Origin of the sequence: Micromonospora sp. NPDC049257 (genome assembly GCF_040678915.1) — a bacterium.
In the GTDB taxonomy this organism is placed as follows: Bacteria; Actinomycetota; Actinomycetes; order Mycobacteriales; family Micromonosporaceae; genus Micromonospora; species Micromonospora antibiotica.
In genome coordinates this window covers 26,619-45,658 of the sequence record NZ_JBFAQU010000003.1, presented here as the reverse complement: position 1 = coordinate 45,658, position 19,040 = coordinate 26,619, and the positions used below count along the sequence as shown (strand labels likewise).

The following is a 19,040-nucleotide window of genomic DNA, read 5'->3' as shown; positions in this document are numbered from 1 at the left end:
GCCGACCGGCCGACCGTGCAGGTGTCGACGAGGGAAGGGCGCAGCCTGATGACCGACGCTGATCCGGACCGGGACGCCGCCGCGCACCTGCTCTGCCAGTACGACCACGGGCCGGCCGGCGACGGGCCCGGCGTACGGCGGCCCATCGGGCTGGCCGAGGCGGCCGACCTGTGGCGGCGGGCCCTGGAGTCCGGCCGGGCGGCCGAGTCGACGGTGGACGCGCCGGAGGAGGGCGGCGACGTGATCGCCTTCTCGACCGCGCGGGCGCACGTGGTGGCGGCCCTGCTGGAGGAGTTCGCGGCCAGGGTCGAGCCCGGGAGGTCCACGCCGGCGGTGCGGGCCGACGATTCGCTGGCGGAGCTGGCGACGCGGCTCGCCCGGCACCTTGAGTCGGGCACCGGTTACTGAGGGGACGTGGCGATGAGCGACGACGACCTGACCGTCCCGGTCCCACCGGCCGACCCCACCCGGGAGCTGCTGATCTGGCCCGACTACGAGCGGGACGCCGGCGGTCGTACGACGGCGCGAAGGGTCGGGCTCGACGAGAAGGCCGCCCAGTGGCGGGCGACTGTCGACGCGGGACGCCCGACCGAGGAACGGCTCGGTCGGGCCGCCCCCGGGCTGGTGTCGATGTCGAGCGCCCGTGGCCTGGTCGTCGCGGCGATGCTGCGGGAACTGGCGGCCCGGGTCCGGCCCGGATTCAGCTGTGGCCCGGTCCGCTCCGACGGCTCGCTCAGCGTGCTGGCCCGCGAGCTGGCCGACGACCTGCGTCGCCGTACCGACCGATGACCCCGGCCGGTGGAGAACCCGACCGGCGGCAGCCGGAGGGCGCGTCGACGGGTTCCTGTTCGGTCGGGAACCCGCACGACGAGGGCGGCGTGGTGCTGCTGCCGGCGCTGCGTACCCGGGACGAGGCCGACATCTATCTCGACCTGCGCCCCTGCCCGCGCTGCGGCTCGATGGAAACCGCCTGGCGGGACGGGCCCGTGACGGTGCGGTCGCGGCGGGCTCACCGGTACGCCGGCCGCTGCGCCGACTGCGACGAGAACCGGGAGTTCCTGTTCGAGGTTTCCGAGGATGGCGACGGACCGGCCCCGCCGGGGCCACGTCCGAGGACCCGGTTCGGTGGGGATGGACCCTCCCTGCTGCTCGACCCCGGCGAGTGGATGCTCGTCGCCGACTGGTGTGTCGAGGCATGGTCGTCGTCGGATGCCCGGGGCGACGACACGGGGGCGGCGGACTCACTGTGGACCGCGGTGGCCGCGATCGAGGAGGTGCGCAAGTTCCTCCCGGCCGACGGGGAGGCCGTACCCGAGTCGGCGTTCTGGTCGGTGCGGGGCCGTACGGTCTATCACCGGGAACCCGGCCGGTTCCGGCGTCGCCGGTTGCAGGTCCTGCTGGACCTCTACCTCAACCGGGTGCCCTGGGTGCCGTCGTGACCGGCGTGCCCGCCACCGGGCGCACCGGCCCGCCGATCGACCCCAGCCAGGTACGGAGGAGTGGATGGACACCCGACGGGTGATCGACATGCTCGAACGTGCCGTCTTCACCGGCGACGAACGGGTGAGGCGTACGTTCGGCGGGCCGGCCCTGCTGGGGCTGGAGACGGCCCAGATGGGCTACGAGGCGCGGCCGGCGGACTGGGCGGTGGCGCGGGAGAGCTGGGTCGACGAGGTGATCGAGGTGGTCGGCACGAACGGTGCCGTGACCACCACCTTCGGCCTGCTGTTCCCCCGTGCCGGCGAGGGCGTGGTGTTGAACTCGCCGGCCACGATGGCGGCGCTGGGCCGACGGGTAGGGGTGGACCTCGATCCGGTGGCGTACGCCGAACTGCTCGCCGTCCTCCACTCCGGCGCGACGCCCGACGGCCGGTTCGGGTACGCGTTCTCCGCGACCCCCGGGTTCCCGCCGGGCTGGCTGATCCGCGACCCGGACCACTTCCGCACCGCTTTTCTGGTGCCGTCGGCACCCCCGGTCGGGCCCCCGACGTTCGCCGGTCGGGCCGACGGAAGCTGGACGCTGCGCTTCTGGTCGCACGACTACCACCTGTTGGAGGCGCTGGCGGCGGCGGTCGACGTCCACGAGTGGGAGGTGACCGGTGACCCGGCCGGACCGGCGTCCTGGTCACGCCGGACGGTCGGCACCCGGCTGCCGCTCGCCTGAACGACGACGGCGGCGGTGACGCCGGCAGGACGCGGTGAACCCGGCAGGGCGCCGCGCGGGCCGACGCCTGGCGGGTCGGGTGGCAGAATGACGTGCGCCGACGGCCGGACGGGGAGGTTGCTGGTGGACACGGAGTGGACGACCGGGGCGCTCCAGCGGTACGTGCTGGCCCCCGACGAGGCCACCGGACAGGTGTGGGTAGGCCCGGAGTCGGTCACCGTGAAGACCGACCGGTTCCGTTACCGGGCCCGGCCGGCACAGTGGGCCGTCGTCGACGCGGACTGGCTGGCCGAGGCGGTCCGGGTGGTGGCGGCACGGCAACCCATGTTCGTCACCCATGGCCTGCTGCGCACCACGTCGGGCGGGACGCTGCACCTCAACCGGCCCGGGGTGATGGCCGAGCTGGGCCGCCGGGTGGGTGCCGGGCTGGAGCCGTCGGCGTACGCGGAGCTGCTGGGTGAGCTGTGCTCGGCATGGACGATCGACGGCTCGGTGGTGCGCCCCTTCTCGGTGACCGAGGGCACCCGCGCCGGCTGGTTGATCCGTGACCCCGACCATTTCACCCACGTGCTCGCGGTGCCGGACGCGCCTGCGGTGACGCCCCCGACGTTCGTGCCCGACCCGGACGGGGGCTGGACCTTGCGGTTCTTCTCGCACAACCACTACCTGTTGGAGATCCGCTCCGCGGTGGACGTGTACCGGTGGACGGTGACGGGTGGACCGGACCGGGCGGCGACCTGGGTCCGGGAGACGGTCGCCGAGCGGGTGGAGCGTCCGCTGCCGTGACCGGTCGGACCGCCGGAACCGGCCGGCCAGCAGAGACCAGCCCCGGCCCGTCGGTCCGGGGCGGTCCGCCCGGTGGCGGACGGCATCCGGAGGTGACCCGATGGCGATGACCGACGACCCGGAGCGGCAACGCCGGCTGCGCGCGCTGGCCGACCTGCACGCCCGGTGGCAGGCCACGCACCAGGTGGACGACGCCGACTTCACCCCCGAGGGCGCCGACTCGGCGCAGCGTCGGCCGCCGTCGGCACAGGCGCAGCGCGAGTACATGCGCCAGGCCCGGGAGATCATGGGCCTCGACCCGGACACCGGCCACTACCGGGACACCGAGTGACCCTGCTGCCCGCCGTCCGGACCCGGACGGCACCCGCCGAGGCCGGTCCGCACCCCCGCAGCAGGTTCGGCGGCCCGCAGCCGTCCGCCCTGCTCGACCCCGGTGAGTGGCTGCTCGTCGCCGACTGGTGCGGGGAGGCGGCGGAGGTGGCCGAGCGGCAGGGCGACGACGCCGAGGCGGCGGACCTGCGGTGGACCGCCGTGGCCGCCCTGGAGGAGGTCCGTAAGTTCCTGCCCGAGACCGGCGACGCGGTGCCGGAGGCGGCCTTCTGGTCGACCCGGGGGCGGACGGTCTACCAGCGGGAACCGGGGCGGTTCCGTCGTCGCCGGATCGAGGTGGTCCGCGACTTCCACCTCGACCACATGCCGTGGAGCCCGGCGTGACACCGCTGCCCGCGCGGTCCACCCACGAGGCCCACCTCTACATGGACCTGCAACCGTGCGGCTGCGGGCAGGGGCGCTTCCCGCGCGCCTCCACCGTACTCACCCTGCCCGACGGCGACCTGGCCCGCCGCTACACCGGCGCGTGCCAGGGGTGCGGCGCGGCCCGCGAGTTCCTGTTCCGGCTGCCCGCCGCGCCCGTCGGCGTCGAGGAGGGCTTCCGGTACGGCGGCCCGGAGCCGTCCCGGCTGATCGACGCCGGGGAGTGGCTGTGGGTGGCCGAGAACCACGCCCGGGCGGTGCCGGCCGGGGCGCGGACCCTGCCGGAGGCGGACCGTGGGCGGTGCCGGTCCCGACTGACCGCCGCCGTCGCCGCGCTCGACGAGGTGGTGAAGTTCGTGCCGCCCGGCGGGGCCCGGGTGCCGTTCACGGCGGTCTGGACGGCGCTGGGCCGCACGCTCTACCAGCGGGAACCGGGGCGGTTCCGGGCCGGCCGGCTGGTCGCGGTGCGGTCGGCGTACGTGGGGGCGCTGCGCCGCCTGGGCTGAGCCGTCGGGGTGGACGCGGTCAGTCGGCGGTGCCGCCCGACCGCTGCGCGGGGGTGGCGGCCCTGCCGGCCGGTGGGCTGGCCGACAGGTTCGCCACGCACGTCGGGGAGATGCTGGTCTGGTCCTGCACGATCCGGTCGTCGAACAGGATCGTGCAGTGCAACGTCGGGATCCCGCCGGCGTACGCCAACCGCTCGTCGACCCCCGGCCGGGCCTGCGGCGTCGCCGACACCCACACCCGTTCGACGTCGGGATGACGCAGCGTCACCGCGTGGGACCAGGCCCAGGTCAGGCTGGTGGCGGACTGTGTCTTCAGCGCGCTGTGCCCCCAGGTGACCGCCATCCCGAACAGCCCACCCCCGCCGCCGACCACCTCGACGGTGAGCGTGACGACGTACTCCACCGGGGCCGGTGCGGGAGCGGGCGACGGGCCGGCGGAACAACCGGCCACAGTGGCGGCCACAGCGGCCACAGCGGCGACACGTCGCATGGAACCTCCTGCGCAACGGCGGCGGACGGCGACCGGCCCGTAGCCTAGCGTGCGCCCCTGTGGGTCCCGCCCGCCGGCGGGACATCGCTAGGCTCAGGTCGGCACCGGGCAGGGAAGGAGACCCGTCGTGGACGAGTCGTGGCAGCCGGCCAACGACACCGAACGGGCGTTGCTGCGCGCGGCGCGCGACGACGACCGCACCGGGTTCTTCCGCATCCTCACCCGGGCCGAGCTGTTCCTGCCGCAGTTGCGTGCCGACGACCCGGCCGACGGCGGTCAGCGGTTCGTCACGATGGACCTCTTCGGACAGCCGTTCCTGCCCGTGTTCACCTCGCTGGAGGCGATGGTGCCGCAGGTCGCCGGGGTCGCCGACGCGTACACCGTGACCGGGTACGACGAGCTGTGCGAGCGGTGGCCGGTGGCCGGGTGGCGGCTGGCGGTCAACCCGGGCACCCCGCTGGACGCGTACCTGCCGGTGGAGGCGGTCCGGGCGGCGGCGGACGGGGAGCTGGCCGTGCCCGCCGGGGCGGAGCTGCTCACCGAGCTGGCCGAGGCGGCGGCCGACGACGAGATCGCCGCCGCGACCGCCGACGGGTCGGACGATCCGGCTGCCGCGCCCGCCCCACCGGCACCCGCCCCGGGCCCGGCGGACGAGCCGGACACCGCCGCGCTGTTGCGGGACGCGGCCGAGCGCGGCGACTCCGTCGGTTACCTGGATGCGCTGCTCGACGCGCTGGTGGTGCTCCCCACCGGTGCCCCGGTGCCCGACCCGGCCCGGCTGGTCGACCCGGACTTCCCGTGGCGTGCGGTCGACGCGGGGGAGACGCCGGTGATCGAGGTGTTCACCGCCCCGGAACGTTTCGCGCGGGCCTACCCGGACGGCACGCCGAGCCTGCGGGCCACGATGGCCGCCCTGCTCACCGTCTGGCCGCCGGGGTACGCCCTGGCCGTCGACCCGGACTCCCCGGCCGGCATCACCGTCCCCGCCGACCAGGTGCCGTTCCTCCTGCTCTGGCCCACCCCCGACGAGACGGGCCCCGACGAGGTCACCCGCGCCGGGGCCGCCACCGACGACCCGAACTCCGCCGGGGCCGCCACCGACGACCCGAACTCCGCCGGGGCCGCCACCGGGCGGCCGGCCGATGCCGGGTGGGGCCGGTGAGCGGGGCGACGCTGATCCCCGGTGCCCGGTACGCCTTCGGGGTGGTCCATCCGGTCGCGCCGATGCTGCGGGTCCGCTACCGGCAGGGGGTGCCGGTCGACCCGTACGGCTTTCCGGACTGGACGCCGTACGCGCGGGCGGTGGTCGAGCTGCCGCCACTGCCACCGGACATCGGGGTGGACGCGGCCCGGGTGTTGGACGTGCTCACCGCCAACCTGGCCGTACCCGACCCGGCCGACCCGGACGCGTCCGGGCGTACCCCGGCGGGGTGGGTCTGGGCGCATCTGGCACGCAGCCGGCGGGTCGCGCTGGTGCCGGCGGAGTTGCACGCGGCGCTGCGGCACCTGGGCGGGGTGGGCACCGGCGACGCCGACCCCCGGCGGCGCGGGCTGCCGGTGGACGCCGCCACGCCGCCGCCGCTGCGGTTCGCCGAACGGCTCAGCCCACCGGCGGTGGCCCGCGTCGAGCAGCGGCTCGGGTTCGCCCTGCCGGGCGGCTACCGGGACTTCCTGGCCCGCACCAACGGTGGCTGGCCGGACTGGCCGGCGGTGCACCCCCGGTTCGGCTTCGTGGTCGACCAGCCGCTTTTCGGGGTGGCCCGCGCCGACCGGATGCAGGACCTGTGCCACGCCAACGCCTGGTTCACCGACCGGTTCACCGCCGACTGGCTGGCGGTCGGGCACGTGCAGGGTGGGCTGCTCGCCGTCCGGGTGGCCGGCGGCGACGAGGGGTCGGTCTGGTACTGGGACGACGACGACCCCCGGGCCCGCGACGACGACACCGCCGCCGACGTCGGCAACCGGCTGCTGCACCGCTGCGCCGACAGCTTCGGCGTCTTCTGGCACGCCCTGCGGGCGGTGCCGGGTCCGCTGCGTGACCTGGCCGTGGAGGCGGTGGCCGGGGGGCGGGTGACCCGGGTCGAGGACGAGCGGGCCGGGTCGGCGTTGCCGCCGGCCCGCCGGCAGCCGGCGGCGTGAGGCCGGGACGGAGGAACACATGACGGGGTACGGACGGTGCGGGCGACAGCCGGACGCCACGCAGGCACGGGGCCGGACGGTCATCGCCGACCCGCACCGGTCGGGCGGTCCGGCGGCCGGCGGCGTGACCCGGTCGGGCGGTCCGGCGGCCGGCGGCGTGACCCGGTCGGGCGGTCCGGCGGCCGGCAGGCCGGCGACGGGCGGCCCGGCCCGGTCGGGCCGGCGTCGGGTGGCGGGTGGGGTGGTCGTCGGGCTCGCCGCCGGACTGCTGGCCGGGCCGGTGCCGCCCGCTGCGGCGGCACCCGACTGTGCGCAGGCCGGTGGGCAGGTCGCCGCGCCGTCCTGGGCCCAGCAGGTGCTCGCCCCGGAACAGGTGTGGCCGTTCAGCCAGGGTGCCGGGGTCACCGTCGCGGTGCTCGGCTCCGGAGTGGACGGTGGCCACCCGCAGTTGCGGGGGAGGGTCGAGCCCGGCTACGACGCGGTCCGGGGCAGCGGTCGGGCCGACACCGACTGCACCGGCCAGGGCACCCGGGTGGCCGGGCTGATCGTCGCCCGGCAGGCCGGCCCGTCGCCGTTCGCGGGGCTCGCGCCGAGCGCCCGGGTGCTGCCGGTACGGGTGGTCGACGACCGGGCGTTCGGTGCCGCCCCGATCGACCCGGGGGTGGTGGCCCGGGGCATCGACTGGGCCGTCGACCGGGGTGCCCGGGTGGTCGCGGTGACCGTGGCCGCCGACCGGGACAGTGCGGCCCTGCGGACGTCGGTGCGGCGGGCCGTCGTCCGGGGTGTGCTGGTGGTGGGTGCCAGCGGCGACCGGGGCGGGGACGGCAACCCGGTGTCCTACCCGGCCGGCTACCCGGAGGTCCTCGCCGTCGGGGCGATCGGCCCGGACGGGCGGCGGTGGCCGAAGTCGCAGTACGGGCCGTACCTGGACCTGGTCGCGCCGGGCGTCGCCGTCACCACCACCCAGCGCGGCAGCGGGCTGGTCGAGGCCGCCGACGGCACCGCGTTGGCGTGCGGGTTCGTGGCTGCTGCGGTCGCCCTCACCCTGGCCAAGCGGGGCGGTGCGCCGCGCAGCGAACTGGTCCGGCTGTTGACGGTGACGGCGGTTCCCGGCGCCGACCGCGCCGAGTACGGCCACGGCACGGTCAACCCGTACGGGGCGCTCAACGACCAACTGCTGCCGCAGGCCGGACCTGCCCCGCTGCCCCGGTTCCGGCCTGCCGTCGACCGGCCCGACCCGGCGCTGCGGGAGAGCCGGCGGATCGCGCTGGCCGGTGCCGTGCTCGCCCTCGGCACCGTCCTGGTGATCTGTGCGGTCGCACTGACCCTGCCCAGGGTGCGTCGACGCCGGTGGCGGGCCGCCGTCGCGCCGGCACCCGCCCGGTCGGCGCAGCCCACCGAACCGGGCCCCCCGGTGCAGCTCTTCGACGACCCGGAACCCGGCCCCGGCCGATGAACACCGCCCGCAGTTCAGGGCCGTGCTCCGCCGGGGCGGGTCGCCCGGGGACAGCGGTCGGGCGGGCCGGTACGCCCGGTGGGGTCGGTCAGCCCCCGACGGTGACCGGGGCGGGACGGACCGCGCCCCGTGGGTCCAGGGTCGGGCCGGTCGGGACCAGCATGGTCAGGCTCGGTGGCACCACCAACGCACCCTCCGCCGGGTAGCCGAGCAGGCGCAACGCCTCGGCCGACGGCACCGCGTACCGGATGCCCAGGTCGGTGACGATGCTGTAGGCCCCGGGGCTGCCGAGCAGCTTCAGCACGGTGACCCGGCCGGCGGGGGCGGCGATCCGGTCGGCGAGCGGGACGCCGTCCGGGGAGACGGAACCGGTCGGCGCGGCCCGGTCCGCGCCGGGCATCGTGCCGCCCACGGTCAGCTCCGGCGGGGTGCCGGCGTCGGAGGTGGCGGCACAGAGCTGCTGGCCCGGCTCCGGGCCGAGCAGCTTCGGTGGGGTGGCGGGCGGCTGGCCCCGGTCCGCCGGGCGGGGTAGCTGCCCGCTCTTCGGCAGCGCGGTGACCGCGGAGACGGCGACCGGCACCGGTTGCCGCCCCGACTGGCCGGTCTGGATGGCCTGCTGCACGGGGGTGATCGGGGCGACCCCGTCGGTGAGCACCAGGTAGTGCTGCGGGCCGGAAGCGGTCTGGGTGACCAGCACGTCACCGTTGCGGCGGCCGGGCACCTCCCGGGACGGGTCGTCCCGGTCGGCGACGGGCAGGGCGGCGAGGTCGACCCCGGCGGGCAGCGCGTTCAGCCAGGCGGTGCCGACGGGGGTCGGGGTGACCGCCCCGAACAGGGCGGGCACGACCACCCGGGAACCCTGCACCAGGTGCCGGCGACCGTGCCAGACCAGGTAGTTCATGCCCAGCGTGGCGTCCTTGACGAGCAGCCCGTCGTCGCCGACGCCCCGCCCGTCGACCGGGCGGGCGGCCAGCGCCAGGGTCACCGTGTCGGTGGTACGGCCGGTGTCGTCGGTCGCCGGGGCGGAGCAGACCGTCCACGGCAGACCCGCCTGCCGGTCCGCTGCCGGCAGCGAGGCCGGGGCGTTCGGGATGCCCATCGTCACGCCCCGGGGGACCGCGCTGAGGGTGCTGCTGGAGACGCGTACCACGGGGGTGCCGGGGCGACCGGCGGCCAGCAACGCGGAGGCGTAGTTGAGCGTGGGGTGCAGCCGGCCGTCCAGATAGACGTAGGTGGCGCCGGTCTCCTTCTCGACCACCACCGAGCCGGGCTTGCGCCAACTGTCCCCGCCGACCTTGGTGAGCAGTCCGTAGATGCCCACCCCGGCGGCGACCAGGACGGCCACCATCAGGCCGCCGAACAACGCGCCGATGCCCCGACGCAGCGGCGACTGCTGCGGGTCGGTCTCGCGCATCACGAACGCGGACATCACCCGCTGGGTCATGAACTGGTAGGACTGGAGCTGGTCGCGGCGGGTCGTCATCGTCGCCTCACCCGCCGATCGAGGCGAACATCCCCCGGATCGCCCCGAACAGGCCGATGACCGCGCAGGCCAGCGGAATCAACGCCATGATGGCGATCACGTCGGCGATGTCGGCGGCCCGGCCCAGATAGGGTGACGGTCGGCGACGGCTGTAGAGCAGGCCGGCGACCAGGGTCACCGCCGCCACGGCGACCACACCGAGCCCGATCAGCATCCGGTCACCGCCCGACGTGGTGGCCAGCAGCGCGGCCACGGTCAGCGCCGACAGCCCCAACAGGCCACTGACCAGCAGCGGCACCCGCTGCGCGGCGGTCGGGAACAGCCGCCCGCGCAGCAGCAGCGCACCGGCACCGCAGAGCGCCAGCAACACGCCGGCCGGGGTGCGGTCCTCGGTCAGCAGGAACGCGATGGCGAGCGCGCCGCAGACCGACGCGGACAGCAGCATCCCGGTGAGCAGCTCGGTGGCCCGCGCCACCGTCACGAAGACCCTCGCCCGCTCGGGCACCGGCCGGTCCTTGAGGATCTCCTCCGGCCGGTCGGGCAGCTCCGGCACCGGCAGCCTGCCCAACCAACCGGCGATCAACGGGTAACCGGGCAGCAGACCGATCACGGTGGTCAACGTCGCCGCCGCCGCCCCGGCGGGGGAGACCCCGCCGTAGCAGAGCAGCGCGGCCAGCACGCCGGTCAGGCCGGCGGCAGCCCCGGCCATGAACAGCCGCTGCACACCGCCCACCGCCGCGTACCCGGCGATGCCGAAGACCAGCAGTGCGGCGGAGCCGAGCAGCAGGCTCGGTGCGCCCAGGTCGACGATCCGCACCCCGTCCGGGGCGGCGAGCAACGCCCCGCCGAGCAGGGCGTAGGGCAGGCCGGCGGCGGCGACCACGGCACCGGCGGTCGCGTCGGGCACGGCCCGCGACAGCACCGGCCCGGCGACCGCCAGCAGCGCCGCGACCCCCAGCGCCAGCAGGCCCGGGGCCCGCCACGGCGAGCCGACCGCGAGCAGGGCGAACAGCCCGAATCCGAGCAGCGCGGCGGTCACCGTCAACCCGGCCCGCCGGGTGGCGTCGTTGCTCCACGACCGACCGGTCCGGCGCGCGCCGCTGGCGATCACCTCGACCACGTCGTCGTACGCCAGCTCGGGCCATTCGTCGCGGCCCGGCGTGAGGTGCAGCAGCTCGCCGTCGCGGACGCCCTGCACGGCGAGGTTGCGGGTGGCCTCCAACAGGGTGCCGGTGGCCCGTCGGAGCACCCAGCCGCCCTGCTGCTCACCGACGTCGCCGAGCCCCTCCCCGGCATGCCGGAGCAGGTGCGGCAACAACTCCCCGACGAGCATGCCGTTGGGCAACGCCACGTCCATCCGCCGCTGGGGAGCGGCGATCGTCACCCTGGCCAGACTGAGACCGCCCGGGGCCGTCACGCTGGTCACCTCCCCGTGTGCCACGCGTCCGCGCGGTCGCCTCCTGGGCCCTCCGCGGCGGTCAAGGTAGCACGGCGGGGCCGCCCGTCGGGGGGTCCGGCCGACGGGCGGACGGCGGTCCCTGCCAGGGGCGACCGGTCGATAGAGTGGGCCGCCGGTGACCTATGTGGTGGGAGGTACGGGGGAGATGTCGTCGTTGGTGGTCGTCAAGCGTCCACCCCGCCGGCCGGCACCCCCGCTGCCGACCGGGGAGGTGCTGCTCGACCCGCCGCCGGAGGTGCCGGCGGCCGGCGGCCGGGGCTGGACCCGGATGCTGATGATCCTGCCGATGGCGGCCGGTGCCGCGGCGATGGGCCTGATGATGGGCATGCAGCGCGGTGGAGTGATGACCTATGTGGTCGGTGGCATGTACGGGGTCTCCATCCTCGGCATGATCGCGGTGATGGTGGTCAACCAGTCCGGGCCGGGCAAACGCGAGATGATCGAGGCACGCCGGCAGTACCTGCGCCGCCTCACCCAGCTGCGGGCCCAGGTCCGCAACACGGTCCGCCAGCAGCGGGAGGCCATCCACTACCGGCACCCCGACCCGGACTCGCTCTGGTCCACGGTGACCAGTGGCCGGCTGTGGGAGCGTCGGCGGGGCGATGCCGACTTCAGCGTGGTCCGCATCGGGCTCGGCCCGCAGGAGGTCGCCACCCCGCTGATCCCGCCGCAGACCCGCCCGGTGGACGAGTTGGAGCCGCTGTGCGCGGTGGCGCTGCGCCGGTTCGTCGCCACCTACTCGGTGGTGCCCGACCTGCCGGTGGCGATCGCCCTGCGCGACTTCTCCCACGTCCACCTGCGCGGGGCCGACGACGCCGTACGCGGGTTGGTGCGCGCGGTGGTGGCCCAGTTGACCACTTTCCACGCCCCCGACGACCTGCTGGTCGCGCTCTGCGTCGACCCCGACCGCCGGGCCGGGTGGGAGTGGGCGAAGTGGCTGCCGCACGCCCAGCACCCGACGAAACTCGACGCGGTCGGGCCGATCCGGCTCTTCGCCCCGACCGTGGTGGCGCTGGAGGCGATGCTCGTCGACGTGCTCGCCAACCGGCCGCGCTTCGACCCGTCGGCGACGGCGACCGTCGCGCCGTACGTGCTGGTGGTGATCGACGGCGGGCAGGTCGCCGGCTCCGACCACCTGATGACCGAGGGCGGGGTCGCCGGGGTGACCCTGCTGGACCTCACCGGTCACCCCCCGCGCCTGCTCGACGAGACCTCCGTGGTGCTCGACGTCGCCGAGGACGGCACCATCTCGGGCACCACGATGGACGGCAGCACCCGGGTCGGCCGGGCCGACACCCTCGATCCGGCCCGGGCCGAGGTGCTGGCCCGGGAGTTGTCCCCGCTGCGGCTGTCCGCCGCGTCGTACGTCGACCAGCCGACCGTGGCCGCCGACCTGGGGTTGGCCGACCTGCTCGGCCTCGGTGACCCCTACGAGCTGGACCTGGCCACCGCCTGGGGCAGCCGGCCCAACCGCAGTCGGTTGCGGGTGCCGATCGGGGTCAACGAGAACGGCCGGCCGATCGAGCTGGACCTCAAGGAGTCCGCCCAGGAGGGGATGGGCCCGCACGGGCTGCTGGTCGGCGCGACCGGCTCCGGCAAGAGCGAGCTGCTGCGGACGCTGGTGCTGGCGCTGACCGTCACGCACAGCCCGGAGATCCTCAACCTGGTGCTTGTCGACTTCAAGGGCGGTGCCACCTTCGCCGCGCTGGACCGGCTGCCGCACACCAGTGCCGTGATCACCAACCTGGCCGACGAGTTGTTCCTGGTCGACCGGATGCTCGGGGCGATCCAGGGCGAGATCACCCGCCGGCAGGAGCTGCTGCGCCGGGCCGGCAACTACGCCTCGCAGCGCGACTACGAGCGGGCCCGCGCGGCCGGGGTGCCGCTCGCCCCGCTGCCCAGCCTGCTGATCGTGGTGGACGAGTTCAGCGAGCTGCTCAGCGCCCGACCGGACTTCATCGACATGTTCGTGCAGATCGGCCGGGTGGGCCGGTCGCTGGGCATGCACCTGCTGCTGGCCTCGCAGCGGCTGGAGGAGGGGCGGCTGCGGGGCCTGGAGACGCACCTGTCGTACCGGCTGGGGTTGCGGACGTTCTCCTCGATGGAGTCCCGCGCGGTGCTCGGGGTGGCCGACGCGTACGAGCTGCCCCGCTCGCCGGGGCACGGCTACCTCAAGGCCGGCACCGAGGGGCTGATCCGGTTCAAGGCCGCGTACGTCTCGGGGGCGGTCCGGCAGCACGGCGGGGTGCCCACCGTCGGTGGCCGGCTGATCGACCCGGTACGCGACTACACCACCGACTACGTCCCGCTCGCCACCGACGACGAGCCGGACGAGCCCACCCGGGCCCCGGTCGACGAGCATGTCGGGGAGAGCCTGCTCGACGTGCTGGTGGCGCGGATGCGGGGGCACGGGCCGGCCGCCCACCAGGTCTGGTTGCCGCCGCTGGAGGAGCCGCCCACCCTCGACGCGCTGCTGCCACCGGTGCAGGTGTCCCCGGTGCGGGGCCTGACGATCGCCGCCGAGGACCGGCACGGCGCACTGCACGGTGTCGCCGGCATCGTCGACAAACCGCTGGAGCAGCGCCGCGACCCGCTCTGGTTGGACCTGGCCGGGGCGGCCGGCAACGTGATGGTGGTGGGCGCACCGCAGACCGGCAAGAGCAACCTGCTGCGTACCCTGATCACCAGCCTGGCCCTGGGCAACACCCCGCGCGAGGCGCAGTTCTACTGCCTCGACTTCGGCGGCGGCACCCTGGCCGCGCTGGCCGGCCTGCCGCACGTCGGCGGGGTGGCCAGCCGACGTGAGGTGGACAAGGTCCGGCGGACCATCGCCGAGCTGCACGGGTTGATGCAGGCCCGGGACGCGTTGTTCACCACGCACGCGGTGGAGGGCGCGGCGGCCTACCGGCGGGCCCGCCGGGAGGGCCGTTTCCAGGAGGACCCGTTCGGTGACGTGTTCCTGGTGGTGGACGGCTGGGCGGCGCTGCGGGCCGAGTTCGAGGACCTGGAACCCCTGGTCACCGAGCTGGCGAATCGGGGGCTCGGCTACGGCATCCACATCCTGGCCGCGACCAACAGGTGGATGGACGTCCGGCCCGCGGTGCGGGACATGTTCGGTGCGAAGGTGGAGCTGCGCCTCGGCGAGCCGGCCGACTCGGTGATCAACCGGCGGGCCGCAGTGAACGTGCCGGAGCAGCACGGCCACGGGCTCACCCCCGACGGCCTGCACTTCCTCGCCGGCCTGCCCCGCCTCGACGGCCGGCCCGTGGTCGATTACCTGCCGGACGCGCTGGCCGACCTGGTCAGGCAGGTGCAGCAGCACTGGACGTCGGCAGGTGCCCCGGCGGTGCGGCTGCTCCCCGCCGAGCTACCCTTCGAGGCGCTGCCCGCCGCGCAGGGCGGCCTGATCCCGATCGGCATCGCCGAGACCGACCTCCAGCCGGTACGCCTCGACTTCACCGCCGAGCCGCACCTGCTGCTCTTCGGGGACGTCGAGTGCGGCAAGAGCACCTTCCTGCGTGGGCTGGCCCGCAGCATCGTCGAGGGCAACGACCCGGCGCAGGCCCGGATCATCCTGGTCGACTTCCGGCGTAGCCTGCTCGGCGCGGTGGACTCCGAGCACCTGATCGGTTACGGCACCTCCCCGCAGGTCACCGCCGACCTGGTCAAGCAGGTGTCCACGGTGATGGGGGAGCGGTTGCCGGGGCGGGACGTCACCGCCGAGCAACTGCGCGACCGCAGCTGGTGGAAGGGGCCGGAGCTCTACCTGCTGGTCGACGACTACGACCTGGTGGCCGGGGCGGCGGTCAACCCGCTCGCGCCGCTGCTGGAGTACCTGCCGCAGGCCCGCGACATCGGCCTGCACCTGGTGCTGACCCGACGGATCGGCGGTGCCGGACGGGCCATGTTCGACCCGATGATCGGGCGGATCAGGGAACTGGCCTCCCCGGGCATCATGATGTCCGGGCCGCGGGAGGAGGGCGCGCTGTTCGGCACCGTCAGGCCGCAGCGGCTGCCCGCCGGCCGGGGTTGGCTGTTCACCCGGCGCCACGGCGCCCAACTCGTCCAACTCCCCCTGGTGCCCCCGGCGTGAGCGGGGCCGTCGGTCCGACGGTCGGTTCTGCTCCCGAAGAGCAGAACTGCCTGCTAGCCTGGATGATGCAGGACGCCCGCCGGGCTCCCGCGCCCGCCTTGAGGCCCGCTGATGCGGGCCTCTCGTGCATCCGTCTCGGGTTTGCCTTCGCAGCGGATCCCAGCACCACGAGTGGTGGCGGCGTGGCTCGACGAGCGACCAGAGTTGCTCGTTGAGTGGAAGATCTCGTAGCCGTGCAGCTCCGCGTCGGCGGGAACCCCGTACGTCTTCGCGGCGTCGACCATGACGCGATCGAGAGCCTCGCTGAGCGGGATCGCCACGGTGTCGGGCACCAGCAACGCTCCGACCCGGTAGACCCCGGGCGGTGCACGACTCGTCGACGTAGCAGAGCAGCGCAACGTGAGAGTACGACCCGTTTGGGTGACGGCCGGGAGTTACCCATCCGAGGGTGCGCGTGTCGGGCCGACTCTGCATGGGGATCGGGCGGGTTACGCTGCGCTGGTGAGCCGGCGTGACCAGTACCGGACCGAGCTGCGGGAGCGGGGTCCCGCGCGGTGGCCGGCGTTCCTGCGGGAGCATTCGGGGCTGCCCGGGCCACGGGCCAACCTTGAGCTCGCCCAGGCCGTCGCCGACGAGGGCGGGCCCGCCTCGTTCGACCATCTGATCGGCACCGACGACGAGTATCTGGTGTTCTGCGGGGTGCTCGGTCTGGGTCGTCTGCTGGCGGCCGGCGGGCGGGCCCCCAGACGCATCGAGGCACGCCTGCACGACCACGCCACCGACCCCCGCTGGCGGGTACGCGAGGCGGTGGCCCTGGCGTTGCAGCGGCTCGGCGACGCCGACCTGCCGAGCCTGCTCGACCTCGGCACGGCGTGGGCCGGGGACCCGCACCCGCTGGTCTGGCGGGCGGCTGTCGCGGCCGTCTGCGAACCGCGACTGCTGACCCACCCGGAGGCCGCCGCCCGCGCCGTCGTCCTGTGCGACCGGGCGACGGCGGGGCTGGCCGCGCTGCCGTCCGGCCGTCGCCGCGACGACGACGTCCGGGCCCTGCGTCAGGCGTTGGGCTACTGCTGGAGTGTCGCGGTGGCTGCCGATCCGGCTGCCGGCCTGCCGCTGTTCCGGGCGCTGGCCGGCGTCGACGACGGCGACGTGGCCTGGATCGTCCGGGAGAACAGCCGGAAGAAGCGCCTGGCCGGGCTGCTCGTCAGCGGCGGGGTGCGCCCAGCAGGTGCTGCTCGACCGACGTCTGGCTGATCCACAGGTGCCGGTCCGTGCCGCCACCGACCAGGGTGAGCATGTCGTCGGCCATCACCTGGAGGAACCGGCCGCCGTCCGGGGGCAGCCGCAGCGCCTGCTGCGCCGTCGCCGACTCGTCGGCGGAGAGCCGTTGCAGCACGCAGAGATCGCTGTCGTGCAGGGCGGGCGCGGTGCCGGCATCGAGCCGCCGCAACACGGTCAGCTCGGCCTGCCACACCCCGGGGGACGCCGTCCCGGACGCGGTCGGGTCGGGGGACGTCGACCCGGGTGTGGTCGGGGCGGTCGCGCCGGGCGGTAGGTCGCGGACGATCAGGACGGGCTGCTGGGCGGTGCCGGCGGTGGGCAGCGGGCGGCCGTCGGCGTGTATCTCGACCCGGTCGGCGGCCCGGCCGAGCGCCGCCGTGCCGAATCCGGCCCAGCCGGCCGGGTCGGCGGTGAGCACGACGACCCGGGCCCCCAGGGCCAGCGCCCGGAAGGCGACGAGCTGCCCCGCCCACACCCCGCCGACCAGGGTCACCCGGGTCGGTTCCGGGCGGAACAGCCGGATCGTGACCGCTGCCCGGCGGCGGTCCGCCCCGAGCACCAGACCGGCCGGCAGCGGGGTGGGGCTGAGCCGGGCGAGGGCCGCCGGGGAGACCGCGTGGGTGCCGATCCGCAGCCGGGGCAGCCGCCCGGACGGCCCACCACGGCCGGGGACGTCCTCGGCCCCGAGGCCGTGGGCCGGCGGTGGCCCCGGTGGAGCGGGTGGATGGCTTTCCGGGGCGGCCAGCGGACTGGCGAGGGCCCGGGTCAGCGGGTCGGCGGTGGCCAGCGCGGTGGCGGTGGCGGTGCCGGCCGCGTCGGCGTCGCCACCGCTCCGGGCGCCTGAGGCACCCAGCACCGGTGCGTCCGCAGCGACCGGCGGTGCGGTGACCGGCGTTGGTGCGGCGGCAGCGGCGACCGGTCCGCCCGGGTACGCCCCGGCAGCCGCCGGCCCCGGGCGATACGCCCCACCGGCCTGACCCGGGGAGCGAGGTCCACCGGTCGAATCCCGCGGATACGACCCCTCGGTCGGGCCCTGCGGGTACGGCTCACCGGCCGGCTCCGCCGGGTACGGCTCACCGGCCGGCTCCCGGTACGGCCCGGCCGGCCGGGCCGGGGACGCGCCGAAGGTGGCCGGCACCGTCGTGCGTCGTTCGTCATCCGGTCCGGTCATCCCGCGCCACCCCCCGTCGGTGCCGACGCGTACACCGCCGGGCCGTGTTCGCCGTCGAGGGGAAAGAGTTCCCCGCCCGCCTGCCGTACCCCGTCGACGGCCGGCCCGCACAGCTGCGGCAGCAGCTCCGTCGGCCCGGTGACGCGGACCAGCCCCCGCAGGTCGAGATCCTCCCCCGGCCCGTTGGAGGCGGCCGTCAACGACACCGTCACCAGCGAGGCGGGCAGGGTCTCCAGCCAGCCGAGCATGGCCGCCGCCCGGTCGACGGGGGGCCAGCGGCGGATCCAGAACGAGCGGTGCGCGAGCGGGCCGCAGTGCCACGCCGACCACTCCTCGCGGACCGGGGTCGCGCCGAGCGGGACGCCCGGGGTGAACCCACAGGACCGGCCGACGGCGGCGAGCAGGCCGTGGGCGTCCAGCAAGCGGTGCTCGACCCCGCACCGGCGCAGTGACCTGCCGACCTGGCGGGCCAGCGCGGCCACCACCGACGGGGCGATCCCCAGGTCGACCGCGTAGTCACCGATCGCCTCGGCCAGCGCGCGGGCGTCCAGCCGGACCGCCACCCAGGTCGCCCGCGCCCTCGGGACCGGACCGCCGTCGAGGCCGGCCAGCAACTGCCGGTAGGACTCCCGGGCCGGGGCGGTCGGGTCGTCACCCGGCCCGCCGGCCGGGACGGTGCTGGTCACCACCTGGAGCACGGCGCCCGGCTGCCCGGATTCCGCCAGTGCGGTGGCCAGCACGTCCAGCGGCAGGCCGCCCGGCGCGTCACCGGTCGGCCCGGACCCGCCGACGGCGGCCACCGCGAACCAGCCGGCGTCGTCGCGGGCCACCCCGATCCGGGTCCCGTCGGTCAGCGCCACGGTGCCCACCGACAGGCCGGGGGCGAGTCGTTGCAGGGCGTCCAACCCCGCGTCGGCGGCCACCGGCACCGCTGCGGCGGCCCGCCGCCGGTGCTGCCGGGCCAGCGACCGCTTCTCCAGCCACCAGCGGCCCCGCGAGCGCAGGAACACCACGGTCAGCAGGAGTACGCCGCAGAGCGCGGCGACGACCAGCACCGGCATGCCGAACAGTCCACTGGCGAGGACGCCGATCAGCACCGCCTCCACCAGGAGCAGTTGCAGGACGTGCAGCTCACCGATCCGGCCGGGACGGCGACGGGGGGCCAGGTGCAGGCGGGCGTCGGAGTGTTCCGGCCGGAGGGTGGTGTGTCCCGGTCGTGGTGCTCCGGTCATCTCCGGCTGCCCCCCAGACGCCTCGACC

The 19,040-nt window shown here is 75.6% G+C and carries 18 protein-coding genes; 13 read left to right on the top strand and 5 right to left on the bottom strand.

Translation table 11 applies throughout. The features are described from left to right. Positions 1 to 48 precede the first annotated feature (48 nt). The 8 genes from AB0K25_RS06460 to AB0K25_RS06425 all read left to right on the top strand — a co-directional run bounded on the left by AB0K25_RS06460 (position 49) and on the right by AB0K25_RS06425 (position 4,208). Positions 49 to 408, top strand: a complete 360-nt coding sequence (locus AB0K25_RS06460) for a hypothetical protein (RefSeq protein ID WP_219464570.1) — start codon at positions 49 to 51, stop codon at positions 406 to 408. A gap of 12 nt (positions 409 to 420) precedes the next feature. After that, positions 421 to 789 carry a hypothetical protein gene (locus tag AB0K25_RS06455; RefSeq protein ID WP_357535132.1) on the top strand — a complete coding sequence of 123 codons (369 nt, stop codon included), beginning with the start codon at positions 421 to 423 and terminating at the stop codon, positions 787 to 789. Continuing rightward, positions 786 to 1,439 (top strand): hypothetical protein, encoded by a 654-nt coding sequence (locus AB0K25_RS06450; protein WP_363818907.1) that lies wholly within the window; start codon positions 786 to 788, stop codon positions 1,437 to 1,439. The genes AB0K25_RS06455 and AB0K25_RS06450 overlap by 4 nt, the downstream gene beginning before the upstream one ends. 64 nt (positions 1,440 to 1,503) lie before the next feature. Then, the gene (locus AB0K25_RS06445) at positions 1,504 to 2,163 is read left to right on the top strand and encodes a hypothetical protein (protein WP_219464567.1); all 660 of its coding nucleotides are present in this window, start codon (positions 1,504 to 1,506) and stop codon (positions 2,161 to 2,163) included. A 123-nt stretch (positions 2,164 to 2,286) separates the two neighbouring features. Then, on the top strand, positions 2,287 to 2,949 hold the full coding sequence (locus AB0K25_RS06440) for a hypothetical protein (protein ID WP_219464566.1): 663 nt from the start codon (positions 2,287 to 2,289) through the stop codon (positions 2,947 to 2,949). A 100-nt stretch (positions 2,950 to 3,049) separates the two neighbouring features. Beyond that, on the top strand, positions 3,050 to 3,280 hold the full coding sequence (locus tag AB0K25_RS06435; RefSeq protein ID WP_357535127.1) for a hypothetical protein: 231 nt from the start codon (positions 3,050 to 3,052) through the stop codon (positions 3,278 to 3,280). Beyond that, complete coding sequence (locus tag AB0K25_RS06430) at positions 3,277 to 3,663, top strand: hypothetical protein (RefSeq protein ID WP_357535125.1); 387 nt, start codon at positions 3,277 to 3,279, stop codon at positions 3,661 to 3,663. The genes AB0K25_RS06435 and AB0K25_RS06430 overlap by 4 nt, the downstream gene beginning before the upstream one ends. Beyond that, the gene (locus tag AB0K25_RS06425) at positions 3,660 to 4,208 is read left to right on the top strand and encodes a hypothetical protein (RefSeq protein WP_357535123.1); all 549 of its coding nucleotides are present in this window, start codon (positions 3,660 to 3,662) and stop codon (positions 4,206 to 4,208) included. Before AB0K25_RS06430 ends, AB0K25_RS06425 begins: the two co-directional genes overlap by 4 nt. Before the next feature lie 19 nt (positions 4,209 to 4,227). Here the strand turns inward: AB0K25_RS06425 and AB0K25_RS06420 are convergent, their stop codons facing one another. After that, complete coding sequence (locus AB0K25_RS06420; RefSeq protein ID WP_357535121.1) at positions 4,228 to 4,698, bottom strand: hypothetical protein; 471 nt, start codon at positions 4,696 to 4,698, stop codon at positions 4,228 to 4,230. Positions 4,699 to 4,825: 127 nt separating this feature from the next. On the opposite strand from AB0K25_RS06420, the gene AB0K25_RS06415 reads away from it, so the two are divergent. From AB0K25_RS06415 to AB0K25_RS06405, 3 genes are read left to right on the top strand one after another with little or no spacing between them, the layout of a single operon-like run. After that, entirely contained in the window at positions 4,826 to 5,860 is a 1,035-nt protein-coding gene (locus AB0K25_RS06415; RefSeq protein WP_363818902.1) for an SseB family protein, read from the top strand. Next, the gene (locus tag AB0K25_RS06410) at positions 5,857 to 6,837 is read left to right on the top strand and encodes an SMI1/KNR4 family protein (protein WP_357535117.1); all 981 of its coding nucleotides are present in this window, start codon (positions 5,857 to 5,859) and stop codon (positions 6,835 to 6,837) included. The genes AB0K25_RS06415 and AB0K25_RS06410 overlap by 4 nt, the downstream gene beginning before the upstream one ends. Positions 6,838 to 6,856: 19 nt before the next feature. Continuing rightward, on the top strand, positions 6,857 to 8,293 hold the full coding sequence (locus AB0K25_RS06405; protein ID WP_357535115.1) for a S8 family serine peptidase: 1,437 nt from the start codon (positions 6,857 to 6,859) through the stop codon (positions 8,291 to 8,293). Positions 8,294 to 8,381: 88 nt separating this feature from the next. Here AB0K25_RS06405 and eccB read toward each other — a convergent pair whose 3' ends face one another. Together eccB and eccD are read right to left on the bottom strand one after the other, a co-directional pair. After that, entirely contained in the window at positions 8,382 to 9,776 is a 1,395-nt protein-coding gene (eccB, locus tag AB0K25_RS06400) for a type VII secretion protein EccB (protein WP_357535113.1), read from the bottom strand. A gap of 7 nt (positions 9,777 to 9,783) precedes the next feature. Next, on the bottom strand, positions 9,784 to 11,160 hold the full coding sequence (eccD, locus tag AB0K25_RS06395) for a type VII secretion integral membrane protein EccD (RefSeq protein ID WP_363818897.1): 1,377 nt from the start codon (positions 11,158 to 11,160) through the stop codon (positions 9,784 to 9,786). A gap of 220 nt (positions 11,161 to 11,380) precedes the next feature. On the opposite strand from eccD, the gene eccCa reads away from it, so the two are divergent. Together eccCa and AB0K25_RS06385 are read left to right on the top strand one after the other, a co-directional pair. Beyond that, positions 11,381 to 15,328, top strand: coding sequence for a type VII secretion protein EccCa (eccCa, locus tag AB0K25_RS06390; protein WP_357535279.1), 3,948 nt, complete (start codon positions 11,381 to 11,383; stop codon positions 15,326 to 15,328). Between the two features lie 501 nt (positions 15,329 to 15,829). Beyond that, positions 15,830 to 16,582 (top strand): hypothetical protein, encoded by a 753-nt coding sequence (locus AB0K25_RS06385; protein WP_357535109.1) that lies wholly within the window; start codon positions 15,830 to 15,832, stop codon positions 16,580 to 16,582. On the opposite strand, the gene AB0K25_RS06380 is transcribed toward AB0K25_RS06385, so the two are convergent. Further along, entirely contained in the window at positions 16,533 to 17,780 is a 1,248-nt protein-coding gene (locus AB0K25_RS06380) for a hypothetical protein (RefSeq protein ID WP_357535107.1), read from the bottom strand. The genes AB0K25_RS06385 and AB0K25_RS06380 overlap by 50 nt on opposite strands. After that, complete coding sequence (locus AB0K25_RS06375; RefSeq protein ID WP_357535105.1) at positions 17,777 to 19,012, bottom strand: type VII secretion protein EccE; 1,236 nt, start codon at positions 19,010 to 19,012, stop codon at positions 17,777 to 17,779. Before AB0K25_RS06375 ends, AB0K25_RS06380 begins: the two co-directional genes overlap by 4 nt. Positions 19,013 to 19,040: the final 28 nt, after the last annotated feature.